The 16,258-nt window shown below is 72.8% G+C and carries 14 protein-coding genes; 6 read left to right on the forward strand and 8 right to left on the reverse strand.

Features of this window, described 5'->3' with window-relative positions:
* Window positions 1-8: 8 nt before the first annotated feature.
* Both JKJ07_RS08595 and JKJ07_RS08600 read left to right on the forward strand, forming a co-directional pair.
* Complete coding sequence (locus JKJ07_RS08595) at window positions 9-2,699, forward strand: ATP-binding protein (protein WP_202990686.1); 2,691 nt, start codon at window positions 9-11, stop codon at window positions 2,697-2,699.
* Between the two features lie 35 nt (window positions 2,700-2,734).
* The gene (locus JKJ07_RS08600; protein WP_202990687.1) at window positions 2,735-3,247 is read left to right on the forward strand and encodes a YceI family protein; all 513 of its coding nucleotides are present in this window, start codon (window positions 2,735-2,737) and stop codon (window positions 3,245-3,247) included.
* Between the two features lie 424 nt (window positions 3,248-3,671).
* Here JKJ07_RS08600 and JKJ07_RS08605 read toward each other — a convergent pair whose 3' ends face one another.
* Window positions 3,672-5,216, reverse strand: coding sequence for a DEAD/DEAH box helicase (locus JKJ07_RS08605; RefSeq protein ID WP_202990688.1), 1,545 nt, complete (start codon window positions 5,214-5,216; stop codon window positions 3,672-3,674).
* Window positions 5,217-5,513: 297 nt separating this feature from the next.
* On the opposite strand from JKJ07_RS08605, the gene JKJ07_RS08610 reads away from it, so the two are divergent.
* Window positions 5,514-6,395 (forward strand): sigma-70 family RNA polymerase sigma factor, encoded by an 882-nt coding sequence (locus JKJ07_RS08610; RefSeq protein WP_202990689.1) that lies wholly within the window; start codon window positions 5,514-5,516, stop codon window positions 6,393-6,395.
* Window positions 6,396-6,447: 52 nt separating this feature from the next.
* Here JKJ07_RS08610 and JKJ07_RS08615 read toward each other — a convergent pair whose 3' ends face one another.
* Window positions 6,448-6,963 carry a hypothetical protein gene (locus JKJ07_RS08615; protein WP_202990690.1) on the reverse strand — a complete coding sequence of 172 codons (516 nt, stop codon included), beginning with the start codon at window positions 6,961-6,963 and terminating at the stop codon, window positions 6,448-6,450.
* A 160-nt stretch (window positions 6,964-7,123) separates the two neighbouring features.
* Here JKJ07_RS08615 and JKJ07_RS08620 point away from each other — a divergent pair, with 160 nt between their 5' ends.
* Window positions 7,124-9,442, forward strand: coding sequence for a HelD family protein (locus JKJ07_RS08620; RefSeq protein ID WP_202990691.1), 2,319 nt, complete (start codon window positions 7,124-7,126; stop codon window positions 9,440-9,442).
* 48 nt (window positions 9,443-9,490) lie between these two features.
* Here the strand turns inward: JKJ07_RS08620 and JKJ07_RS08625 are convergent, their stop codons facing one another.
* The gene (locus JKJ07_RS08625) at window positions 9,491-10,402 is read right to left on the reverse strand and encodes a sigma-70 family RNA polymerase sigma factor (RefSeq protein ID WP_202990692.1); all 912 of its coding nucleotides are present in this window, start codon (window positions 10,400-10,402) and stop codon (window positions 9,491-9,493) included.
* Window positions 10,403-10,592: 190 nt separating this feature from the next.
* Between JKJ07_RS08625 and JKJ07_RS08630 the strand changes: the two genes are divergently transcribed.
* Window positions 10,593-11,108, forward strand: a complete 516-nt coding sequence (locus tag JKJ07_RS08630; RefSeq protein WP_202990693.1) for a DUF456 domain-containing protein — start codon at window positions 10,593-10,595, stop codon at window positions 11,106-11,108.
* A gap of 75 nt (window positions 11,109-11,183) precedes the next feature.
* Here JKJ07_RS08630 and JKJ07_RS08635 read toward each other — a convergent pair whose 3' ends face one another.
* The gene (locus JKJ07_RS08635; protein WP_438871375.1) at window positions 11,184-12,431 is read right to left on the reverse strand and encodes a D-alanyl-D-alanine carboxypeptidase family protein; all 1,248 of its coding nucleotides are present in this window, start codon (window positions 12,429-12,431) and stop codon (window positions 11,184-11,186) included.
* An 11-nt stretch (window positions 12,432-12,442) separates the two neighbouring features.
* Window positions 12,443-12,871, reverse strand: a complete 429-nt coding sequence (locus tag JKJ07_RS08640) for a hypothetical protein (RefSeq protein WP_202990694.1) — start codon at window positions 12,869-12,871, stop codon at window positions 12,443-12,445.
* A gap of 364 nt (window positions 12,872-13,235) precedes the next feature.
* On the opposite strand from JKJ07_RS08640, the gene JKJ07_RS08645 reads away from it, so the two are divergent.
* A complete protein-coding gene (locus JKJ07_RS08645) occupies window positions 13,236-13,583 on the forward strand; it encodes a histone-like nucleoid-structuring protein Lsr2 (protein ID WP_202990695.1) in 348 nt (115 codons plus the stop codon).
* 34 nt (window positions 13,584-13,617) lie between these two features.
* Here JKJ07_RS08645 and JKJ07_RS08650 read toward each other — a convergent pair whose 3' ends face one another.
* From JKJ07_RS08650 to JKJ07_RS08660, 3 genes are all read right to left on the reverse strand, one after another.
* On the reverse strand, window positions 13,618-14,505 hold the full coding sequence (locus JKJ07_RS08650; RefSeq protein WP_202990696.1) for an LLM class flavin-dependent oxidoreductase: 888 nt from the start codon (window positions 14,503-14,505) through the stop codon (window positions 13,618-13,620).
* 14 nt (window positions 14,506-14,519) lie between these two features.
* Complete coding sequence (locus JKJ07_RS08655) at window positions 14,520-14,984, reverse strand: MarR family winged helix-turn-helix transcriptional regulator (RefSeq protein ID WP_202990697.1); 465 nt, start codon at window positions 14,982-14,984, stop codon at window positions 14,520-14,522.
* A gap of 67 nt (window positions 14,985-15,051) precedes the next feature.
* Window positions 15,052-16,194 carry a PP2C family protein-serine/threonine phosphatase gene (locus JKJ07_RS08660; protein WP_202990698.1) on the reverse strand — a complete coding sequence of 381 codons (1,143 nt, stop codon included), beginning with the start codon at window positions 16,192-16,194 and terminating at the stop codon, window positions 15,052-15,054.
* Between the last annotated feature and the right edge of the window lie 64 nt (window positions 16,195-16,258).

Below are 16,258 nucleotides of genomic sequence, written 5' to 3' on the forward strand. Positions count from 1 at the left end.
TTGTCCGCATGGGAGTGCGGTTGGTCGGGCGGGTGGCCGAGGTGGTCGCCCTCGACCGGCTGCGCGCCGCCGCCCAGCAGGGCGCGGGCGGGGTCGTGCTGCTGGTCGGCGAGCCCGGCATCGGCAAGACGGCCGTGGTCGAGGAGGCGGCGGCCCGCGCGGCCGCGGCCGGAGTGACCGTGCTGGCCGGCCGGGCCGATCCCGACGAGGGCGCACCCAGCTTCTGGCCCTGGACGACCCTGCTGCGCGACGCGCCCGCGGGGCTGTCGCCCACCCTGCTGACCCTGGCCGACGCGGGGGAGCCGGCCGCGCTTTTCCGGGCGGGCCGGGAGCCGGCCGCGGCTGCTCGTTTCCGGGCGGTCCGGGGGACGGTCGCCGCTTTGGTCGGGGCCGCGTCGGAGCACCCGCTGATGCTGGTGCTGGAAGATCTGCACTGGGCCGACGCCGCGTCTCTTTCCTTGCTGGCGGCCCTGTCCCGCGAGATCACCAGCTCCCGCATCCTGGTCGTCGGCACCACCCGTCAACTGGCCGCCGATCCGTCGGCCCCGGATCTCTCCCATGCGGAGGTGCTGGAGCTGGGGCCCTGGGACGTAGCGGCCGTCGGAGACTATCTGGCGGCCCACCTCGGCGCCGGCCTCAAGGTCCACTCCGGCTGGGCGGCGGCGGTGCATCGGCTCGGCGGCGGCAATCCGCTCTACACCAGGGAGCTGGCGCGGCTGCTGGCCCGGGAGGGACGGCTCTCGAAGCCGGCCGGAGCCGTGAACCTGCCGGACGGGCTGCGGCGGCTGATGGCCCGGCGTACGGGGCAGCTCACGCCCGCCTGCCGGGAAATGCTGGCCTTGGCCGCCGCGTACGGAGCCGAAGTCGATGTCGCTGTGCTGGAGAAGCTCGTCCCGGTTGCGACGTTGGGCGAGGCGGTCGCGGCCGGGGTGCTCGTCGACGATCCGCAGGCGCCGGCCCGGGTGCGCTTCGGGCACGAGCTCGTGCGGCAGGCCCTCTACGACGGGCTCGGGCGCGACGATCGGATCCGGGCCCACGCGGCCATCGCCGCCGCGCTCGAGGAGCGGGGCTCGCCGGCCGAGATCGCCCGGCATCGGGTGCGGGCCGCGGGCGACGGTGACTCGCGGGCCACGGCGACGGCGGCCTGCGTGACGGCGGCTCGAGCGGCGGCTCGCGGGCTCGACCACAGCGAGGCCGTGCACTGGCTGGGCCGGGCCCTCGACAACACGCCTGGCGACGCCCATCTGCGGTTGGAGCGCGCCGAGGCGGCGTACCGGGATGGGCAGTTGGATGTTGCCCTGAGCGACTGCGAGGCGGTGATCGACGAGCTGGGCGCGCCGGCCGCCCTGGTGATCCGAGGGCTCGGCGGCCCGCTCGCACCGGCCCTGCTGCGGCTCTGCGAGCGCGCGCTGGCGCAGGAGCTCGACGACGCGGATCGGGCGAAAGTCCTTTCCCAGTACGCGTTTCTGCTCGCCGAGGACCGCGACCCGGAGCGCGCCGAGCGGATGAGCCGCGAGGCGATGACCATGGCCGAGGCCTCGGGGCGGGCTGATGCGCTGGTCGCCGCCGTCCACGCGCGACACGAGACGATCGACCCCGCCGCACGGATCGACGAGACCCGGAGCCTGGCCCGGCGCAGCTGCGACCTGGCCGAGCCGAGCGGCCGGCCCGACGCCGAGCTGTGGGGCCGCACGTGGCTGCTCGACTCCTGTCTGGCCACCGGGGAGCTGGCCGAGTTCGACGCCGAGGCGAACCGGCTGGCCGCCCTCGTGGACCGCCTGGGCTGGCCGGTGGCGCGGTGGCATCTGCTGCGGGCCCGCGCCGCCCGCGCTTTCGTCGCCGGTCGTCTCACCGCCGCGCACGACCATGCGGCCGAGGCGCGTGATCTGGCCGCCCGCTCGCAGGACCGCTCCGCCCCGTACCTGTATCTGGCCTTCCTCAGTGGCCTCTCCGCGTTCACCGGCGACTACACATGGGTCGAGCCGCTGCCCCTCGGCGACGACGACATGCCGATCGCGCTGGCCCAGCTCGGGCACATCGCGATGGGCCGCGGCGACCAGGAATCGGCCCGGGACGTGCTCCGCCGCCTCCGCCCGGCCCTGCCCCGGCTGCCGGCCGACGGGCGCTGGACCTTCGTGACGATCGTCGCCGGCGAGGTGGCCGCGTGGGTGGGTGACCTCGACCTGGCGGCCGGCTGCTACATGCGCTCGCTGTCGCGGGCCGGGCTCTATCTGAACTCGATGTCGAGCTGCCACGGCGCGATCAGCCGCTCGCTGGGGACGATCGCGGCCGCCCTCGGCGATCCGGCCGCCCCGCGGCATCTGGCCGAGGCCGTCGCGATGGAGGAGCGGCTCGGCGCGCCCGCCTTCCTGGCTCAGGCCCAGATCGCGTACGCGGGGAATTTGCGCACCACGGACCCCCGCCGCTCGCGGGAGCTGGCGACGGCCGCGCTCGGCACCGCCCGCCGGCTCGGCCTGACCGCCCTGCTCGGCCCGGCGACCGCGCTCGCTCACGACGACCTCACCGCCCGCGAGCGCGAGATCGCCGCGCTGGTCGCCGAGGGATTGACGAACCGGGCGATCGCGTCGCGGCTCGTGCTCTCGGAACGCACCGTGGAGACGCACGTGCGCAACATCCTGGGCAAGCTCGGGCTGACCGGTCGCGCCGAGCTACGTGCCTCTTCTCAGTACCAGCACTGAGGCCTGCCCCGCCGCCGGTGGCGAGGCTGAACGGCATGACAACACCATTGCGCACGACCCTCCGGCCCGGCACATACACCCTCGACCCGCGGCGCTCCACGTGCCGGTTGGACGCGACCCACGTCTTCGGCCTCAAGCCCGTGGCCGCCACCGTCGACCTGCGCGGCGGCACCGTGACCGTGGCCGGCGACCTGGCCGCCTCGACGGCCTCGGCCGTGCTCGACGCGGGCACCTTCCACAGCGACGACGAGCGCCGTGATCGGGACATCATCGGCAAGCGCTTCCTCGACGCCGAGCAGCACCCGGCGATCGCCTTCCGCAGCACCGGCTGCCGCCGGGAGGAATCGGGCTGGCTGATCGACGGCATCCTGCGGGTGCGGGGCCGCGACAGCGAGGTGACGCTGCGGCTCTCGACGGCCGAATCCACTGCCGACGGTTGCCATTTCGTGGCCACGGCCACGATCGACCGAGTGGCGGCCGGCGTGGGCACCGGCCGCGCCATCATCGCCCGCACGGTGCGGCTCACGCTCGACATGTGGGCAGCGTAGGGCCTTCGGTTGGCCCTTCGAGAGTTATCCACAATGCAAGGTTGTCCACAGGCCCCCACCCCAAGATCGCGCCCGATCACTAAAATGGCCGAGGGTGGGGGTCCCCCGGTAGGGTGGGCCTGTTTTTGCTGTTAGCAGGCATGATCACGTGGGCTGCGTAAGGCGCTGGCGGTGGTTTCGTCGTGGCGGGTGCCGGTTTTGAGGCAGCCGTGCAGGACGTCGGCGAGACGGTTGGCGTGTTGGCGCGGGGCGGTGTGGTGTTCGCTGCCGCGGGCGCCGGGTGAGGTGGTCAGCGCGGAGACGGCTTGCTGCCCGACTGCGTCGGCGGGCGAGGCCGGCCACCGAGGCTGCTGCGGGTCGCCGTCCGGCAAAAGAAACCGGCGCCCACCCCAGGGGTGAGCGCCGGTCTCGATGATGCAAGGGGTCAGCGACCGCCGCGCCGCCCGCCCACGCGGGTGCCGGCCGAGAAGGCCGCCGCCCCGCCGCGCGACTGGCTGGTGTGGACCGGAGTGGAGCCGCTGCGGCCCTGGCCCGACGACGAGCGCGACTGCCCGGCGGCGCGCGACTGCCCGGCCGTACGAGACTGCCCAGCCGAACGGGACTGTCCAGGAGTGCGGGACTGTCCGGCGTGGCCCGCCGCCGAAGCCGACCGCTGCTGGCCGCCGCCCGAGCCGCCGCCACTGCCGCCGCGGCGACCGCGGGGCGACGACTTCTGCTCGGGTACGGTGCCGTCACCACGACCCCGCCCACGCCGCGCGCCGCCGCCGCCCTCCGTGGAGGCGGGAGCGGGCGCCGCCGGAGCGACGAACTTGCGCTCCCCGGGGGCCAGCGAAGCCAGCAGCGGGTCGCCCGGACGGGTCCGGCTCGTGGTCGGCTTGACCCCGGCCTTGCGGGTCAGGTCGCGCACCTCGGCCGTCTGGTCGTCGGTCATCAGCGTGATGACCGTGCCCTGGTTGCCGGCCCGGGCCGTGCGGCCGGAGCGGTGCAGGTAGGCCTTGTGCTCGACCGGCGGGTCGGCGTGGATGACCAGGCCGACGTCGTCGACGTGGATGCCGCGGGCCGCGATGTCGGTGGCCACCAGCGTCTCGGCGCTGCCGTCGGAGAACGCGGCCAGGTTGCGGTTGCGGGCGTTCTGGGCCAGGTTGCCGTGCAGTTCGACGGCGGGCACCCCGGCCTGGACCAGCTGGCGGGTCAGCACCTTGGCGCGGCGCTTGGTGCGGGTGAAGACCACCGTACGGCCGGGGGCCGCGAGCAGGTCGACCAGCACCGGGAAGCGGTCGTCACCCCGTACGTGCAGGACGTGGTGGGACATCTCGACCGGCGCCTCGGTGGCTGAGTCGACAGAGTGGGTCACCGGCTTGTGCAGGAAGCGCTTGACCAGCACGTCGACGCCGTTGTCGAGGGTGGCCGAGAACAGCATGCGCTGGCCGTCGCGCGGCGTCTGGTCCATGAGCCGGCGCACGACGGGCAGGAAGCCCAGGTCGGCCATGTGGTCGGCCTCGTCGAGCACGGTGATCTCGACGGCGTCGAGCGAGGCGTGGCCGTTGCGCAGGTGGTCGTCGAGCCGGCCGGGGCAGGCCACGACCACGTCGACGCCCGCCTTGAGCCCCTTGATCTGGGGGTTGGCGCCGACCCCGCCGAAGACGGTGAGGGTGCGCAGGCCGAGCTTGGCCGCCAGCGGGGCCAGCGTGGCGTCGATCTGGGTGGCCAGCTCGCGGGTGGGCGCCAGGATCAGCGCGCGCGGGCGGCCCGGGCGGCGCTGGCTGCGCGAGGCGGCCAGGCGGGCCAGGACGGGCAGCACGAACGCGTACGTCTTGCCGGAGCCGGTGCGGCCCCGGCCGAGCACGTCGCGGCCGGCCAGCGAGTCGGGCAGCGTGGCCGCCTGGATGGGGAACGGGGTGGTGATGCCGAGTTCGGCGAGGGCCGTGGTGAGCACGGCGGGCACGCCGAAATCGGTGAAGGTGGTCATGTAGCGGGAGCTCCTGAAACCTAGAGGGGTCGTCCTGCCCGGCGCGAGCTTTGTCTCAGTCGCGGCGCGTGGGGGCCGATCCGAGGGACGTCTTCGACAAGCCGTCCGTAGGCGGCCCGAGGCAAGACTGGGCGGGCCGCGTGATCAAGCATACCCGGCGTTCCGCGTGGGGGCGGCTTGGCGGGGAAGCAACCGGCTTGCACCCGTACGAGAACCATTTCGCACTTTAGCGGGATCACCTTTCTCATCAGTGCCGAGAACCCCCCTCCCGGCCTGGTTCGCGAGGAGACCCCCCACATGAGCGGTGCCACGTTTGCTGCCGACCGCCGACGCGAGAGCCGCGGCGGCGAGGACCGCCGTCGCGAGGATCGTGTTCAGGACCACATGCCGCTGGTCGGCCATCTGGTCCGCGAGATGCTGGCGCGGGTCCCGGCGCACGTCAACCGGGACGACCTGCTGTCCGCCGGCTACGCCGCCCTGGTGCACGCGGCCCGCGGTTACGACGAGAACCGCAACGTGCCGTTCGCCCGGTTCGCCGCGGCCCGCGTACGCGGTGCCCTGCTCGACGAGCTGCGCGGCCTCGACTGGGCCAGCCGTTCCGTGCGGCAGCGGGCCCGGCGCACCGACGGCGCCCGCCAGGAGCTGACCGCCGAGCTGGGCCGCCTGCCCACCGTCCGCGAGGTGGCCGACCGGCTGGGCTGCTCGGTCGAGGACATCGAGCACGCCGACGACGACGTGCAGCGCGCGGTGGTGTTCAGCCTGCAGGGCTTCGCCACGGCCGGCGCCGAGGACATGGTGACCGAGCCCAGCGCCGGTCCGGAAGAGATGCTGATCATGCGGGAGCGGCTCGGCTATCTGCGGCACGCGATCGACGCGCTGCCCGAGCGGCTGCGGGTGGTGGTGCAGGGCTACTTCTTCGAGGAGCGCCCGATGGCCCGCATCGCGGAGGAACTGGGCGTCACCGAGTCGCGGGTGTCACAGCTGCGGGCCGAGGCGCTGACCCTGCTCCGAGACGGGCTGAACACCCACCTCGACCCGGCCCTGGCCGCGCAGACCCCGGTCAAGGAGGGCTGTGTGGCCCGCCGCCGGGCGGCCTACTACGACCAGATCGAGTCGCGCGGCGACCTGCGCGCCCGGCTCGCCCTGACCGGCCCCGACGGGATGCCGGTAGCCGCGTAAAAGGTAGTGGGGGCCCGCCGCGGTTCGTGGCGGGCCCTCAACATAAAGGAAACTACTGGTTGGCGCAGGTACCGGCCTTCTTCTGGGCCGCGATCGCCTTGGCCGCGCCCAGCTTGTAGATGGCCAGGCCCTCCTTGGCCGGCTCGAGCTTCCAGGCGTCGGCCTCGTAGACCATCGTGTACGACTGCGCGGCCACGAGCTGCTTGGCGATGACGACGGCCCGGTCGGTGCCCTCCATGCGGGCGCTGGTGAGCTGGATCGCCAGGCCCTTGCGGGAGCAGGCCTGGTTGAGCTTCACGTAGTCGTCCTTGCTGATCGCCTGCTTGCCCGCGGCGGTGTACATGTCCCAGGCGCCGGCGAAGTCGCCCCCGGCGAAGCGGTCGAAGACCGTCTGGGCGGCCTGCTTGGCGCCGTCGACGGTCTTCGCCTCGGGGCCGCCCGCGGCCGCCTGAGCGGCGCCCGTGGCCGGAGCGTCGTCGTCACCGGTGCACGCGGAGGAGAAAGCGACGGTGGCGGCAGCGATGAGGGCGAGCGCGCCGAGGCGTCGGATCGGGTGGTTGTGGGTCATGCCGGGGTTAAAGGGGATCGGCCGCCGTGCGTAACGGCTCGCCGAAAACCATGACCGATAGACGACAATTTTGCGGCGAGCCGTAACCCGCCATCGATGCGCTAGTCTGGTCGTTTGTCAGAAACGAAAAAAGCACCCGCATAGGGGTGCTGACGGGCGAATGCTACCACAAAGGGGAGTGGCTTTGTCAAGCTCCGCCGCGGCCGACCTCCAAGCCGAACAGGCGTACCTCACCACCCTCTACAACCGCCTCGACGGCCTGCGCGCACAGGCCGACGAGCGTCTCAAGGCCATTCTGCTCGAGGCCGGCGGCACCCCGCAGGGCCGCGCGCAACGCGAGGCGACCCGCGCCCATTACGCCGAGCAGCTCGCGCAGATGAACGCGGTGGAGAACGCCCTCTGCTTCGGCCGGCTCGACTTCGTGGCCGACCAGCCGCGCTACATCGGCCGGATCGGACTGTCCGCCGAGGAGCACGACCGGGACCCGCTGCTCGTCGACTGGCGCGCCCCCGCCTCGCGGCCGTTCTATCTGGCCACCGCGGTGTCGCCCGACGGGGTGAAGCGCCGCCGCCATCTGCGCACCAAGGGCCGCGTGCTCAACGCCATCGACGACGAGGTGCTCGACCTCGAGGCGGGCGCGAGCGGCGGCCGCGAGGACGTGACCGGCGAGGCGGCGCTGCTGTCCGCGCTGACCGCCAGCCGTACGGGCCGGATGCGCGACATCGTCGAGACCATCCAGGCCGAGCAGGACGAGGTGATCCGGGCCGGGCTGCCGGGCGTCATGGTCGTGCAGGGCGGCCCCGGCACCGGCAAGACCGCCGTCGCGCTGCACCGCGCGGCGTACCTGCTCTACACGTACCGCGGGCAGCTGACCAAGCAGGGCGTGCTGATCCTGGGGCCGAACCCGACGTTCCTGCGCTACATCTCGCAGGTGCTGCCCTCGCTCGCCGAGACCGGGGTGCTCCTGGCCACGCTGGGTGACATGTTCCCCGGCGTACGGGCCCGGGCCGTGGAAAAGCCGGCGGCGGCCGCGCTGAAGGGGCGCACCACGATGCTCGGCGTGCTGTCCCGGGCGGTGGCCGACTGGCAGACCGTGCCCGAGACGTACGCCGAGGTGGACCACGACGGCTACCCGCTGCGGATCGAGCGCTCGGTGCTGGAGGACGCGCGCGCCGTGGCCCGCAACTCTGGCCGCCCGCACAACGTGGCCCGCGCGCTCTTCGTGACCGAGGCGATCCACGCGCTCTCCCTCGAGATCGCCGAGCGGATCGGCGCCGACCCGCTGGGCGGGGAGAATCTGCTCTCCGAGGCCGACCTGGCCGAGACCCGCCGCGAGCTGCGCGAGGACATCGACGTGCAGCAGACGCTGTTCGACTTCTGGCCGGTGCTGACCCCGCGGCGGGTGCTGCGCGAGCTGCTCAGCGACCCCGACCGGCTGGCCTCGGCGGCCGCCGAGCTGACCGAGGCCGAGCGGGCCCTGCTGCTGCGCGAGCACGACGCCCGGTGGACCCCGGCCGACGTGCCGCTGCTGGACGAGCTGGCCGAGCTGCTCGGCGTCGACGACACCCTCAAGGCGCGGCAGGCCGCCCAGGAGAGGCGCGAGGCCATCGAGTACGCGGAGGGTGTGCTCGAGATCGTCGAGGGCTCGCGGTCGCTCGACTTCGAGGACCAGGAGGAGGAGATCCTCTCCGCGACCGACGTCGTGGACGCGAGCGCGTTCGTCGAGCGGCACGAGGTGCTCGACACGCGCACCGCCGCCGAGCGAGCGGCCGCCGACCGTACGTGGGTGTTCGGGCATGTGATCGTCGACGAGGCGCAGGAGCTGTCCCCGATGGCGTGGCGGCTGCTCATGCGGCGCTGCCCGAGCCGCTCGATGACCGTGGTCGGCGACGTCGCCCAGACCTCCGAGCTGGCCGGCACCACGACGTGGGAGCAGGTCTTCGAGCCGTACGTGGCCCAGCGCTGGAACCTCGTCGAGCTGACCGTGAACTATCGGACGCCGGCCGAGGTGATGGCGGTGGCGGCCGACGTGCTGGCCGCGGTCGACCCGGCGCTCGAGCCGCCCCGGTCGGTGCGCACGAGCGGCGTCGAGCCGTGGGCGCTGCGGGTGCCGCCGGTCGCGCTTCCGGCCGAGACAATCGCGGCCGTACGGCTCGAGGCCGCCGAGGCCGGAGAGGGCCGCGTGGGGGTGCTGGTGCCCGAGGCGCGCCAGGCGGAGCTGGGCCACGCCCTCGTCGAGGCGGTGCCCGGCGCGGCCGTGGGGGAGCAGCCCGACCTGCTCAACCAGGTGGTGCTGATGACCGTCAGGCAGGCCAAGGGTCTCGAGTTCGACTCGGTGATCGTGGTCGAACCCGACGAGATCATCGCCGAGAGCCCGCGCGGCCTGTCCGACCTCTATGTGGCGGTCACCCGGGCCACCCGGCGGCTCGGGGTGCTGCACACGGCCGACCTGCCCAAGGTGCTCAGCGCGCTGGCATAGTTTTTCAGTACGGAAAGGGGCTCGGCACGGATGCCGAGCCCCTTCGCGTCAGACGGCCGCCAGCGGACCCCGGCTGTACGCGGTGTGGCCGTGCGCGTTCGTCAGCGCCAGCCGGCTGCGCACCGAGGTGTTCTGGGCGATGTTGTCGTAGTAGGAGGCGCGACGCCGGGCCACGATGCTCTCCGGGTTGTCCGGCGTCGGCGCCAGCTCGGGGCTCAGGTGCGTGTTCAGGCCGTCCTTGAGCAGCGCCAGCGCCTCGGCGCGCAGCTGCGACACGCGCGACTCGGTGACGCCCAGGTCGGCGGCGATGTCGGCCATCGGCCGCTCCTGCAGGAAGTACTCGGTGATGACGACCTGCAGGCGCTCCGGCAGCGAGCCGATCGCGTGGTGCAGGTAGCCGATCTGCTCGCGGCGCAGCAGCATGTCCTCCGGGCCCGGGGTCTTCTCGGTCACCAGGTCGTCGGCGCTGCTGGTGGTGAAGCCCTGCAGCGACAGCACGGTCGCGCGCTGCACGTCGGTGTCGGTCTGCTTGAGGTCGCTGGTGGTGGTGCCGAGCGCCTGGGCCAGCTCGTCGGCGGTGGGCGTGCGGCCCAGCGTCGTGGTCAGCGCCTGACGGGTGGTGTCGGTGGCGCGGGCCTTGGTGCGCACCGAGCGGGTCGCCCAGTCGAGGGCGCGCAGCTCGTCGAGGATGGCGCCGCGGATGCGGGTGCTGGCGAAGCGGTGGAACGGGATGCCGCGCTCCGGGTCCCAGCCGCGGGCCGCGGTGACCAGGGCGTGCAGGCCGGCGCTGGTCAGGTCGTCGCGGTGGATGTGGTTGGGGATGCGGCTGAGCATGTCGCGCACCAGGTGACCGACGAGCGGCATGTGGGTGCGGATGATCTCTTCCTGCTCGGCGGCGGACAGCACCGTGACGGAAGCGGTGTCGGCAACGATGTCGGCAGCGTTCGCGATGCTGGTCATGTGGTGTCTCCCCCGTGGTCGGCGGCCCGTTGCTCACGGGCTCGTCGGCGTTACACAGGGAGGTTCGTCAGCGGTCCGGTGCCGATTGAGTACCGCTACGGTGCGGAAAGGTTGTTGTTCAGACTGTGGGTTGGTTGAGAACTGCGGCTCGTGTCTTTGCGCCGTTGCCCGGGCCTGGCACCTTTGGCGCATGGACCTGACCGACACCGCCTGGGTGATCAACCTGATTGCCGGTGTGGCGATCGCCCTCGGCGTGGTCGGGGTGGTCGTGCCCGTCGTCCCCGGCCTGCTGCTGAGCTGGGCCGGCGTGCTGTTCTGGGCCGTCTTCGGCGAGGGCAGCGCGGCCGTGCGCTGGCTGGTGCTGGGCCTGGCGACGGCCGTGGCCCTGCTCGGCGGCCTGATCAAATACATGGTGCCGGGGCGCCGCCTCAAGAGCGCCGGCGTGCCCAACTCGGCGCTGCTGGCCGGCGGCCTGCTCGGGGTGATCGGCTTCTTCGTGATCCCGGTGCTGGGCCTGCCGCTCGGCTTCGTGCTCGGGGTCTATCTGGTCGAGCGCGTGCGGCTGGGCCCGGGCCAGGCGTGGCCCTCCACGAAATACGCGCTGCACGCGGCGGGCATGGCGATGCTGATCGAGTTCACCGCCGCGCTGGCGGTGGCCGTCGTCTGGGTCTTCGGCCTGCTCTGGTCGGGCTGGCTGCTGCCGTAAAGCGCCGCGCTGCCGCAAAGCGGCGTACTGCTGTGAAGCGCCGGACTGCCGTGAAGCGCCGCGCTGCCGTGGCGGCTAGCGGCCCGGCCGGCGCCGGCGGCGTTGAATCAGCAGCAGGATCAGCGGGGCGCCGGCCAGCAGCAGCGCCACCGAGCCGGCCGCGACCACCGACAGCACCTTGGGCGGCTCGCCGGGCGCGGCCGGCTCGGCCGCCGCGGGCGGGGCGGGCCTCAGCTGCGGGGCGGCGGTCGCCGGGGCCACGTCCTGCGGTGAGACCAGCTTGCCGACCGACTCGTCCTTGGGCAGCGAGAAGCCCCAGTCGAGCAGCGCCGCCCCCTGCTGCCAGCCCCGCAGCGGCCGGGCCTCGGCGCCGAGCAGCGTCACCACCAGCCGGCGGCCGTTGCGCTGGGCCGCCCCCACATAGCTGTGCCGGGCCACCGTCGTGAAGCCGGTCTTGCCGCCCATCGCCCCGGGATAGTTGAAGATCAGCTTGTTCTCGTTCTGGAACTGGAACCCGCCCTTCTTCAGCTGGGGCTGGGCGGGCATCTGGGCCGACTTGGTCAGCACGTAGCGGCGGAAGTCGGCGTTGGCGAAGGCGATCCGGGCGATCAGGGCCAGGTCGTACGCGCTGGTGAACTGCCCCTTGCCGTCCAGCCCGGACGGGGTGACGGCGTGGGTCTGATAGGCGCCGATCCGCTTGGCCAGCGCGTTCATCTCGTCCACGGTCTTGCGTACGCCGTCGGCGCCGCCCCCGCCGGCCAGCCGGGCCAGCGCGTTCGCGGCGTCGTTGCCCGAGTTGAGCATCAGGCCGAGCCAGAGCGTCGAGATCGGGTATTTGCCGCCGACCAGCAGGCCGACCGCCGAGCTGCCGGGCTCGATGTCGAGGTCGCTCTGGGCCACGGTGATCCGCTGGTCCGGGTTCAGCTTGTCGATCACGGTGGCCGCCAGCAGGGTCTTCTGGACGCTGGCCGGGGTGCGGAAGACGTGCGGGCCGCAGCCGCCGAGCACCTCGCCGGTGTCGAGGTCGGCCACCATCCACGTGCTCGCGGTGACCGCCGGGGGCGCCTTGGCCCCGGCCGGGATGACCAGGCCGTGCGTGGCCAGCGCGTCGCCGCCGATCGCGCTGCCGACCGGGTCGTCGGGCGGCGGCACCGGCGTGGGCGGCCGGTTCGGCGGCGGCGCCACCTTCGGCTTGGGACAGGGGATCTCCGGCGCGGCGAGAGCCGGAGCAGCGAGAACTGGGGCGGCGAGAGCGGGAGCGGCCGGGACCAGGGTGGGCAGCAGAGCGGCGGGCAGGAGCGCGGCGGCGCAGGCCCCGCTCAGGACACGGCGGATCAAGGCCAGGAGACCCCCGCCTCGAGCCGCCGGTCGAGCAGCTGCCGCAGCGGAACCGTCTCGCCGTCGCCGCCGCCCGCGCCGACGATCAGCCGGGGCATGCTCGGGGTCAGTTCGGCGCCGGTGAACCGGGCGCGCAACGACGCCGGCACGGTCAGCACGTAATACTCCCCGTCCTCGCCCACGGCGACCGACCGGTTCGACTTGAGATACCACCCCCGCACATGAGTGCGATACGTGGCGCGGCCGTCGAAGGTTCGAGCCTGGAGCGTCTGGGGTGGCAGCCGCCGCTCGGCGGCGCGGCGGACGAACTCGTCGAGCAGGGCCGCCGCCTCGCGGGCCTCGGCGACCCGGCCGGCCTCGAGCGCGGCCGCGTGGCCGGCGATGGCCTGCCGTCGCTGTTCCTGCCAGTCGCCTTCCCGCTCCATGCCAGCGAGACTAGCGCCTGTTTCGTAGCTGAGGCGAGGCTGCGGCAGGGCCCAGATCCCGCCTGGCGGCGTCCCGCGAAAGCCCGGTTCCAACCCCGGGAGCCGAGCTTCCACGGGCCACCACCAGACGAAATCTGGACCCGGCCTCGCTCCCACCCCAGCTACGAAACAGGCGCCTGCGATGCCCCGACGCCCGGCCAAGCCGAGCTTTCCGTGCTGATTCCGGTGAATGCCCGGCGGGTCATTTGAATAGCCAGTCGCCGCGCGCCGCGAAAAGAATTGCGAATTCGCGCCGGACAGTTGCGCGCGAAGGCGGTTACGAGCAACACTTGGCGCGGTTGGTCGGGCGGACTCGGGAGTCGTCATGGCGCGGCAGGTAATCACCACTCTGATCGACGATCTGGACGGAAAGAAGGCCGACCGGACGGTCGAGTTCAGTCTGGACGGGATTAACTACACGATCGACCTTTCCGAGGCCAATGCGGGGAAGCTGCGTAAGGCCCTGGATCCGTACATCAACGCGGGCACCCGGCTCGGCCGCGCGGCCGGTCGCATCCCGCCCCGGCGCGCCGGTTCCGGCCGCACGGCGGGCTCACGCGACGAAAACCGCCAGATCCGCGAGTGGGCCACCGCCAACGGGCATCAGATTTCCGAGCGCGGGCGCATTCCACAGAGCGTGACGCAGGCATACCGCGCGGCGAACGGGCACTGACCGCGGCCCGCCCGCCGTGCGTGCGAATTGCGCGCTACGAAAGGCGCAGCCGCGGCAGCCGGGACGCCACCGATTCCAGGATTTTCTCATCGCCGGCATACCAACTCGACTCGCGCGGCCAATGGGTGATCACGTCGGTGAACCCCAGCTCCCGAGCGCGGCCCACGGCGTCCTCGAACGCCTCGGCGCTGCTCAGCGAATAGACCGGTGACGAGTCCAGGTTCAGATAGCGCGGCATCGCGTCGGACGCCCGGCCGGCCGCGTCGAGCGCCGAGTCGAAGCCGGCGACGATGCGGGTGACGTTGGCCCACCAGTCGGCGGCGGTCTCGGGTGCGGCGCCGGTGACCCCGGTGGTGACCCAGCCGTCGCCGTGCCGGGCGGCCAGCTTGAGGGCGCGTGGCCCGTTGGCGGCGACCACGAACGGCGGGCGCGGCTGCTGGCACGGGCCGGGGGTGCTGCGGGCGTCGACCGCCTTGTAGTGCTCGCCCTGCCACGTCGTCGCCGGGTTGGCCAGGATCGTGCCGAGCAGGTCGAGGAACTCGGCGAACCGGTCCACCCGGACCTTGGGCGTGAGCTCCGGCTCGCCCAGCACGGCCGAGTCGAAGCCGGTGCCGCCCGCGCCCAGCCCGAGCAGCAGGCGGCCCTGCGAGATGTCGTCGAGCGCGGTGACCTCGCGGGCGAAGTGCACCGGATGACGGAAGTTGGGCGAGGCCACGTACGTGCCCAGGCGGATGCGCCGGGTGACCATGGCCGCCGCCGTCAGGGTCGGGACGGCGTCGAACCACGGCCCGTCCACCAGATCACGCCAGCCCAGGTGGTCGTACGTCCAGGCGTGGTCGAAGCCGTACTCCTCGGCGCGTTGCCAGCGTCGTCCGGCGACGGACCAGCGTTGGTCGGGGAGGATCACGATGCCGATGCGCATCGGGCGACGCTACCTCACGCCGTACGCAGGGATTCGTCCTCGGTCTTGTCGTCGCCCGCCGCCGCCACCGCGAAGGCCCGCAGCGAGCGCACCAGCTCCTGACGGTCGTCGGCCGACATCCGGCCCAGCACCTCACCGAGCGCCTGCCGGCGACGCTCGCGCAGCTCGTCGAGCAGCCGCCGGGCGGCCGGGGTCAGCAGGAGCCGCACCTCGCGCCGGTCCCGCGGGTCGGGCACCCGGCGCAGCAGGCCGGTGGCCTCGAGCCGATCGCACAGCCGGCTGGCCGACGAGGGCACGACCTCGAGCGCCTCGGCCAGCCGGCTCATGTTGGTGTGCTGGTTGCCGGCCACGATCGCCAGCACCCGCAGCTGGGCGGGCGGCACGGTGGGGCCGTGCCCGAGGCCGGCCGACTCCAGCACCGACACGAGCGCGTCGACCGTCGACTCGACGGCGACGGTCACGTCGGAGACCCGGTCCATGCGGATGTTTCCCTGTTCGTAGGACGGACGACGACTGCGCCTAGCCACTACCCGCGAGGGGGAAACTTCATGCCGTCCCGCCGAGCCAATCGAGGCAGACGATGACAGCGTCGTCCTCCTGGTCGTCACCGTCGTGATAGTCGCGCAGCGCGCGAATCACCGTACTCACCGCCTCCGACGGGGGCTGCAGGCGCGTCCGGCGCAGCGCAGTGAGCAGGCCGGATTCCCCGTACGGGGCACGGCCGCCGGGCGCCGCGGCGTGCACGCCGTCGCTCACCACGAGCAGCCGGTCGCCCGCTTCGAGCTGCACCTTCTGGGTCTCGTAGCGACTGTCGCCGAACATCCCCAACGGCAACTGTTGTTCCAAACTGACCGCGCGAACGTCGCCCTCGCGCGCGATCAGGGCCTTCGGCGAGCCGGCGTCGACCGCCTCGATGGTGCCGCCGGTCAGGTCGATCTCGAGCAGCAGCGTGGCCACGTGCGACTTGCCGCCGTGCCGCGAGTAGATCGCGTCGGAGGCGAGCTCGGCCTGCTCGACGATGCCGGCCCCGGAGCGGCGGGCGTTGCGCATGGCGTTGACCGCGATCGTGGTCAGCAGCGCGGCCTCGATGCCGTCGCCGGCGCCGTTGAGCACGGTCAGCGTGAGCCGGTCGTCGGTGACGGCCCAGTCGTAGTGGTCGCCGAACATCGCGTACGCCGGGTCGAGCTGGCCGGCCAGCCGGAACCGCTCGTCGCTGAGCGAGCGGCCGGGCAACAGATCCCACTGCAGCTCGGCGGCCATGGTCAGGCGCTGCCGGCGGACGATCTGGCGATAGCGGTCGGTGTCCTTGTCGGCGGCGCGCAGGCCCAGGGCCAGCTCGTCGGCGATGGTGGTGATCTCGGCCCGGAGCTCGCTGGTGAGCGTCTCGGTGAGCTCGATCCGCAGCACGCCGAGGCGATCGCCCCAGGTGGTCAGCGGGAGCAGCAGGCGCCGCGACCCGTTGTCGGTCACCGGCTGCTGGCTGCCGAAGCAGCGCTGCTCGAGGGAGCCGCCGGCCGGCGCCTCGGGGTCGAGGACGGGCCAGAGGGAGCTCAGGGTCAGGTCGCTGAGGAGCAGCTCCATCGCGCTGACCGGAAACCAGGTGCGCAGATGCTCGGCCACGACCTCGGGGAGGCGATCGGGTGGCGCTGCGCGTAGGAACGAGCCGACTGATGCCGGGCGGACGGACACTCGATTATCCCCTCTGTGTGAACGTATGGAGGCAATAGTTGCCGGAGAGCAAGCATGATATGCG

Source organism: Paractinoplanes lichenicola (assembly GCF_016785085.1).
Lineage (GTDB): Bacteria > Actinomycetota > Actinomycetes > Mycobacteriales > Micromonosporaceae > Actinoplanes > Actinoplanes lichenicola.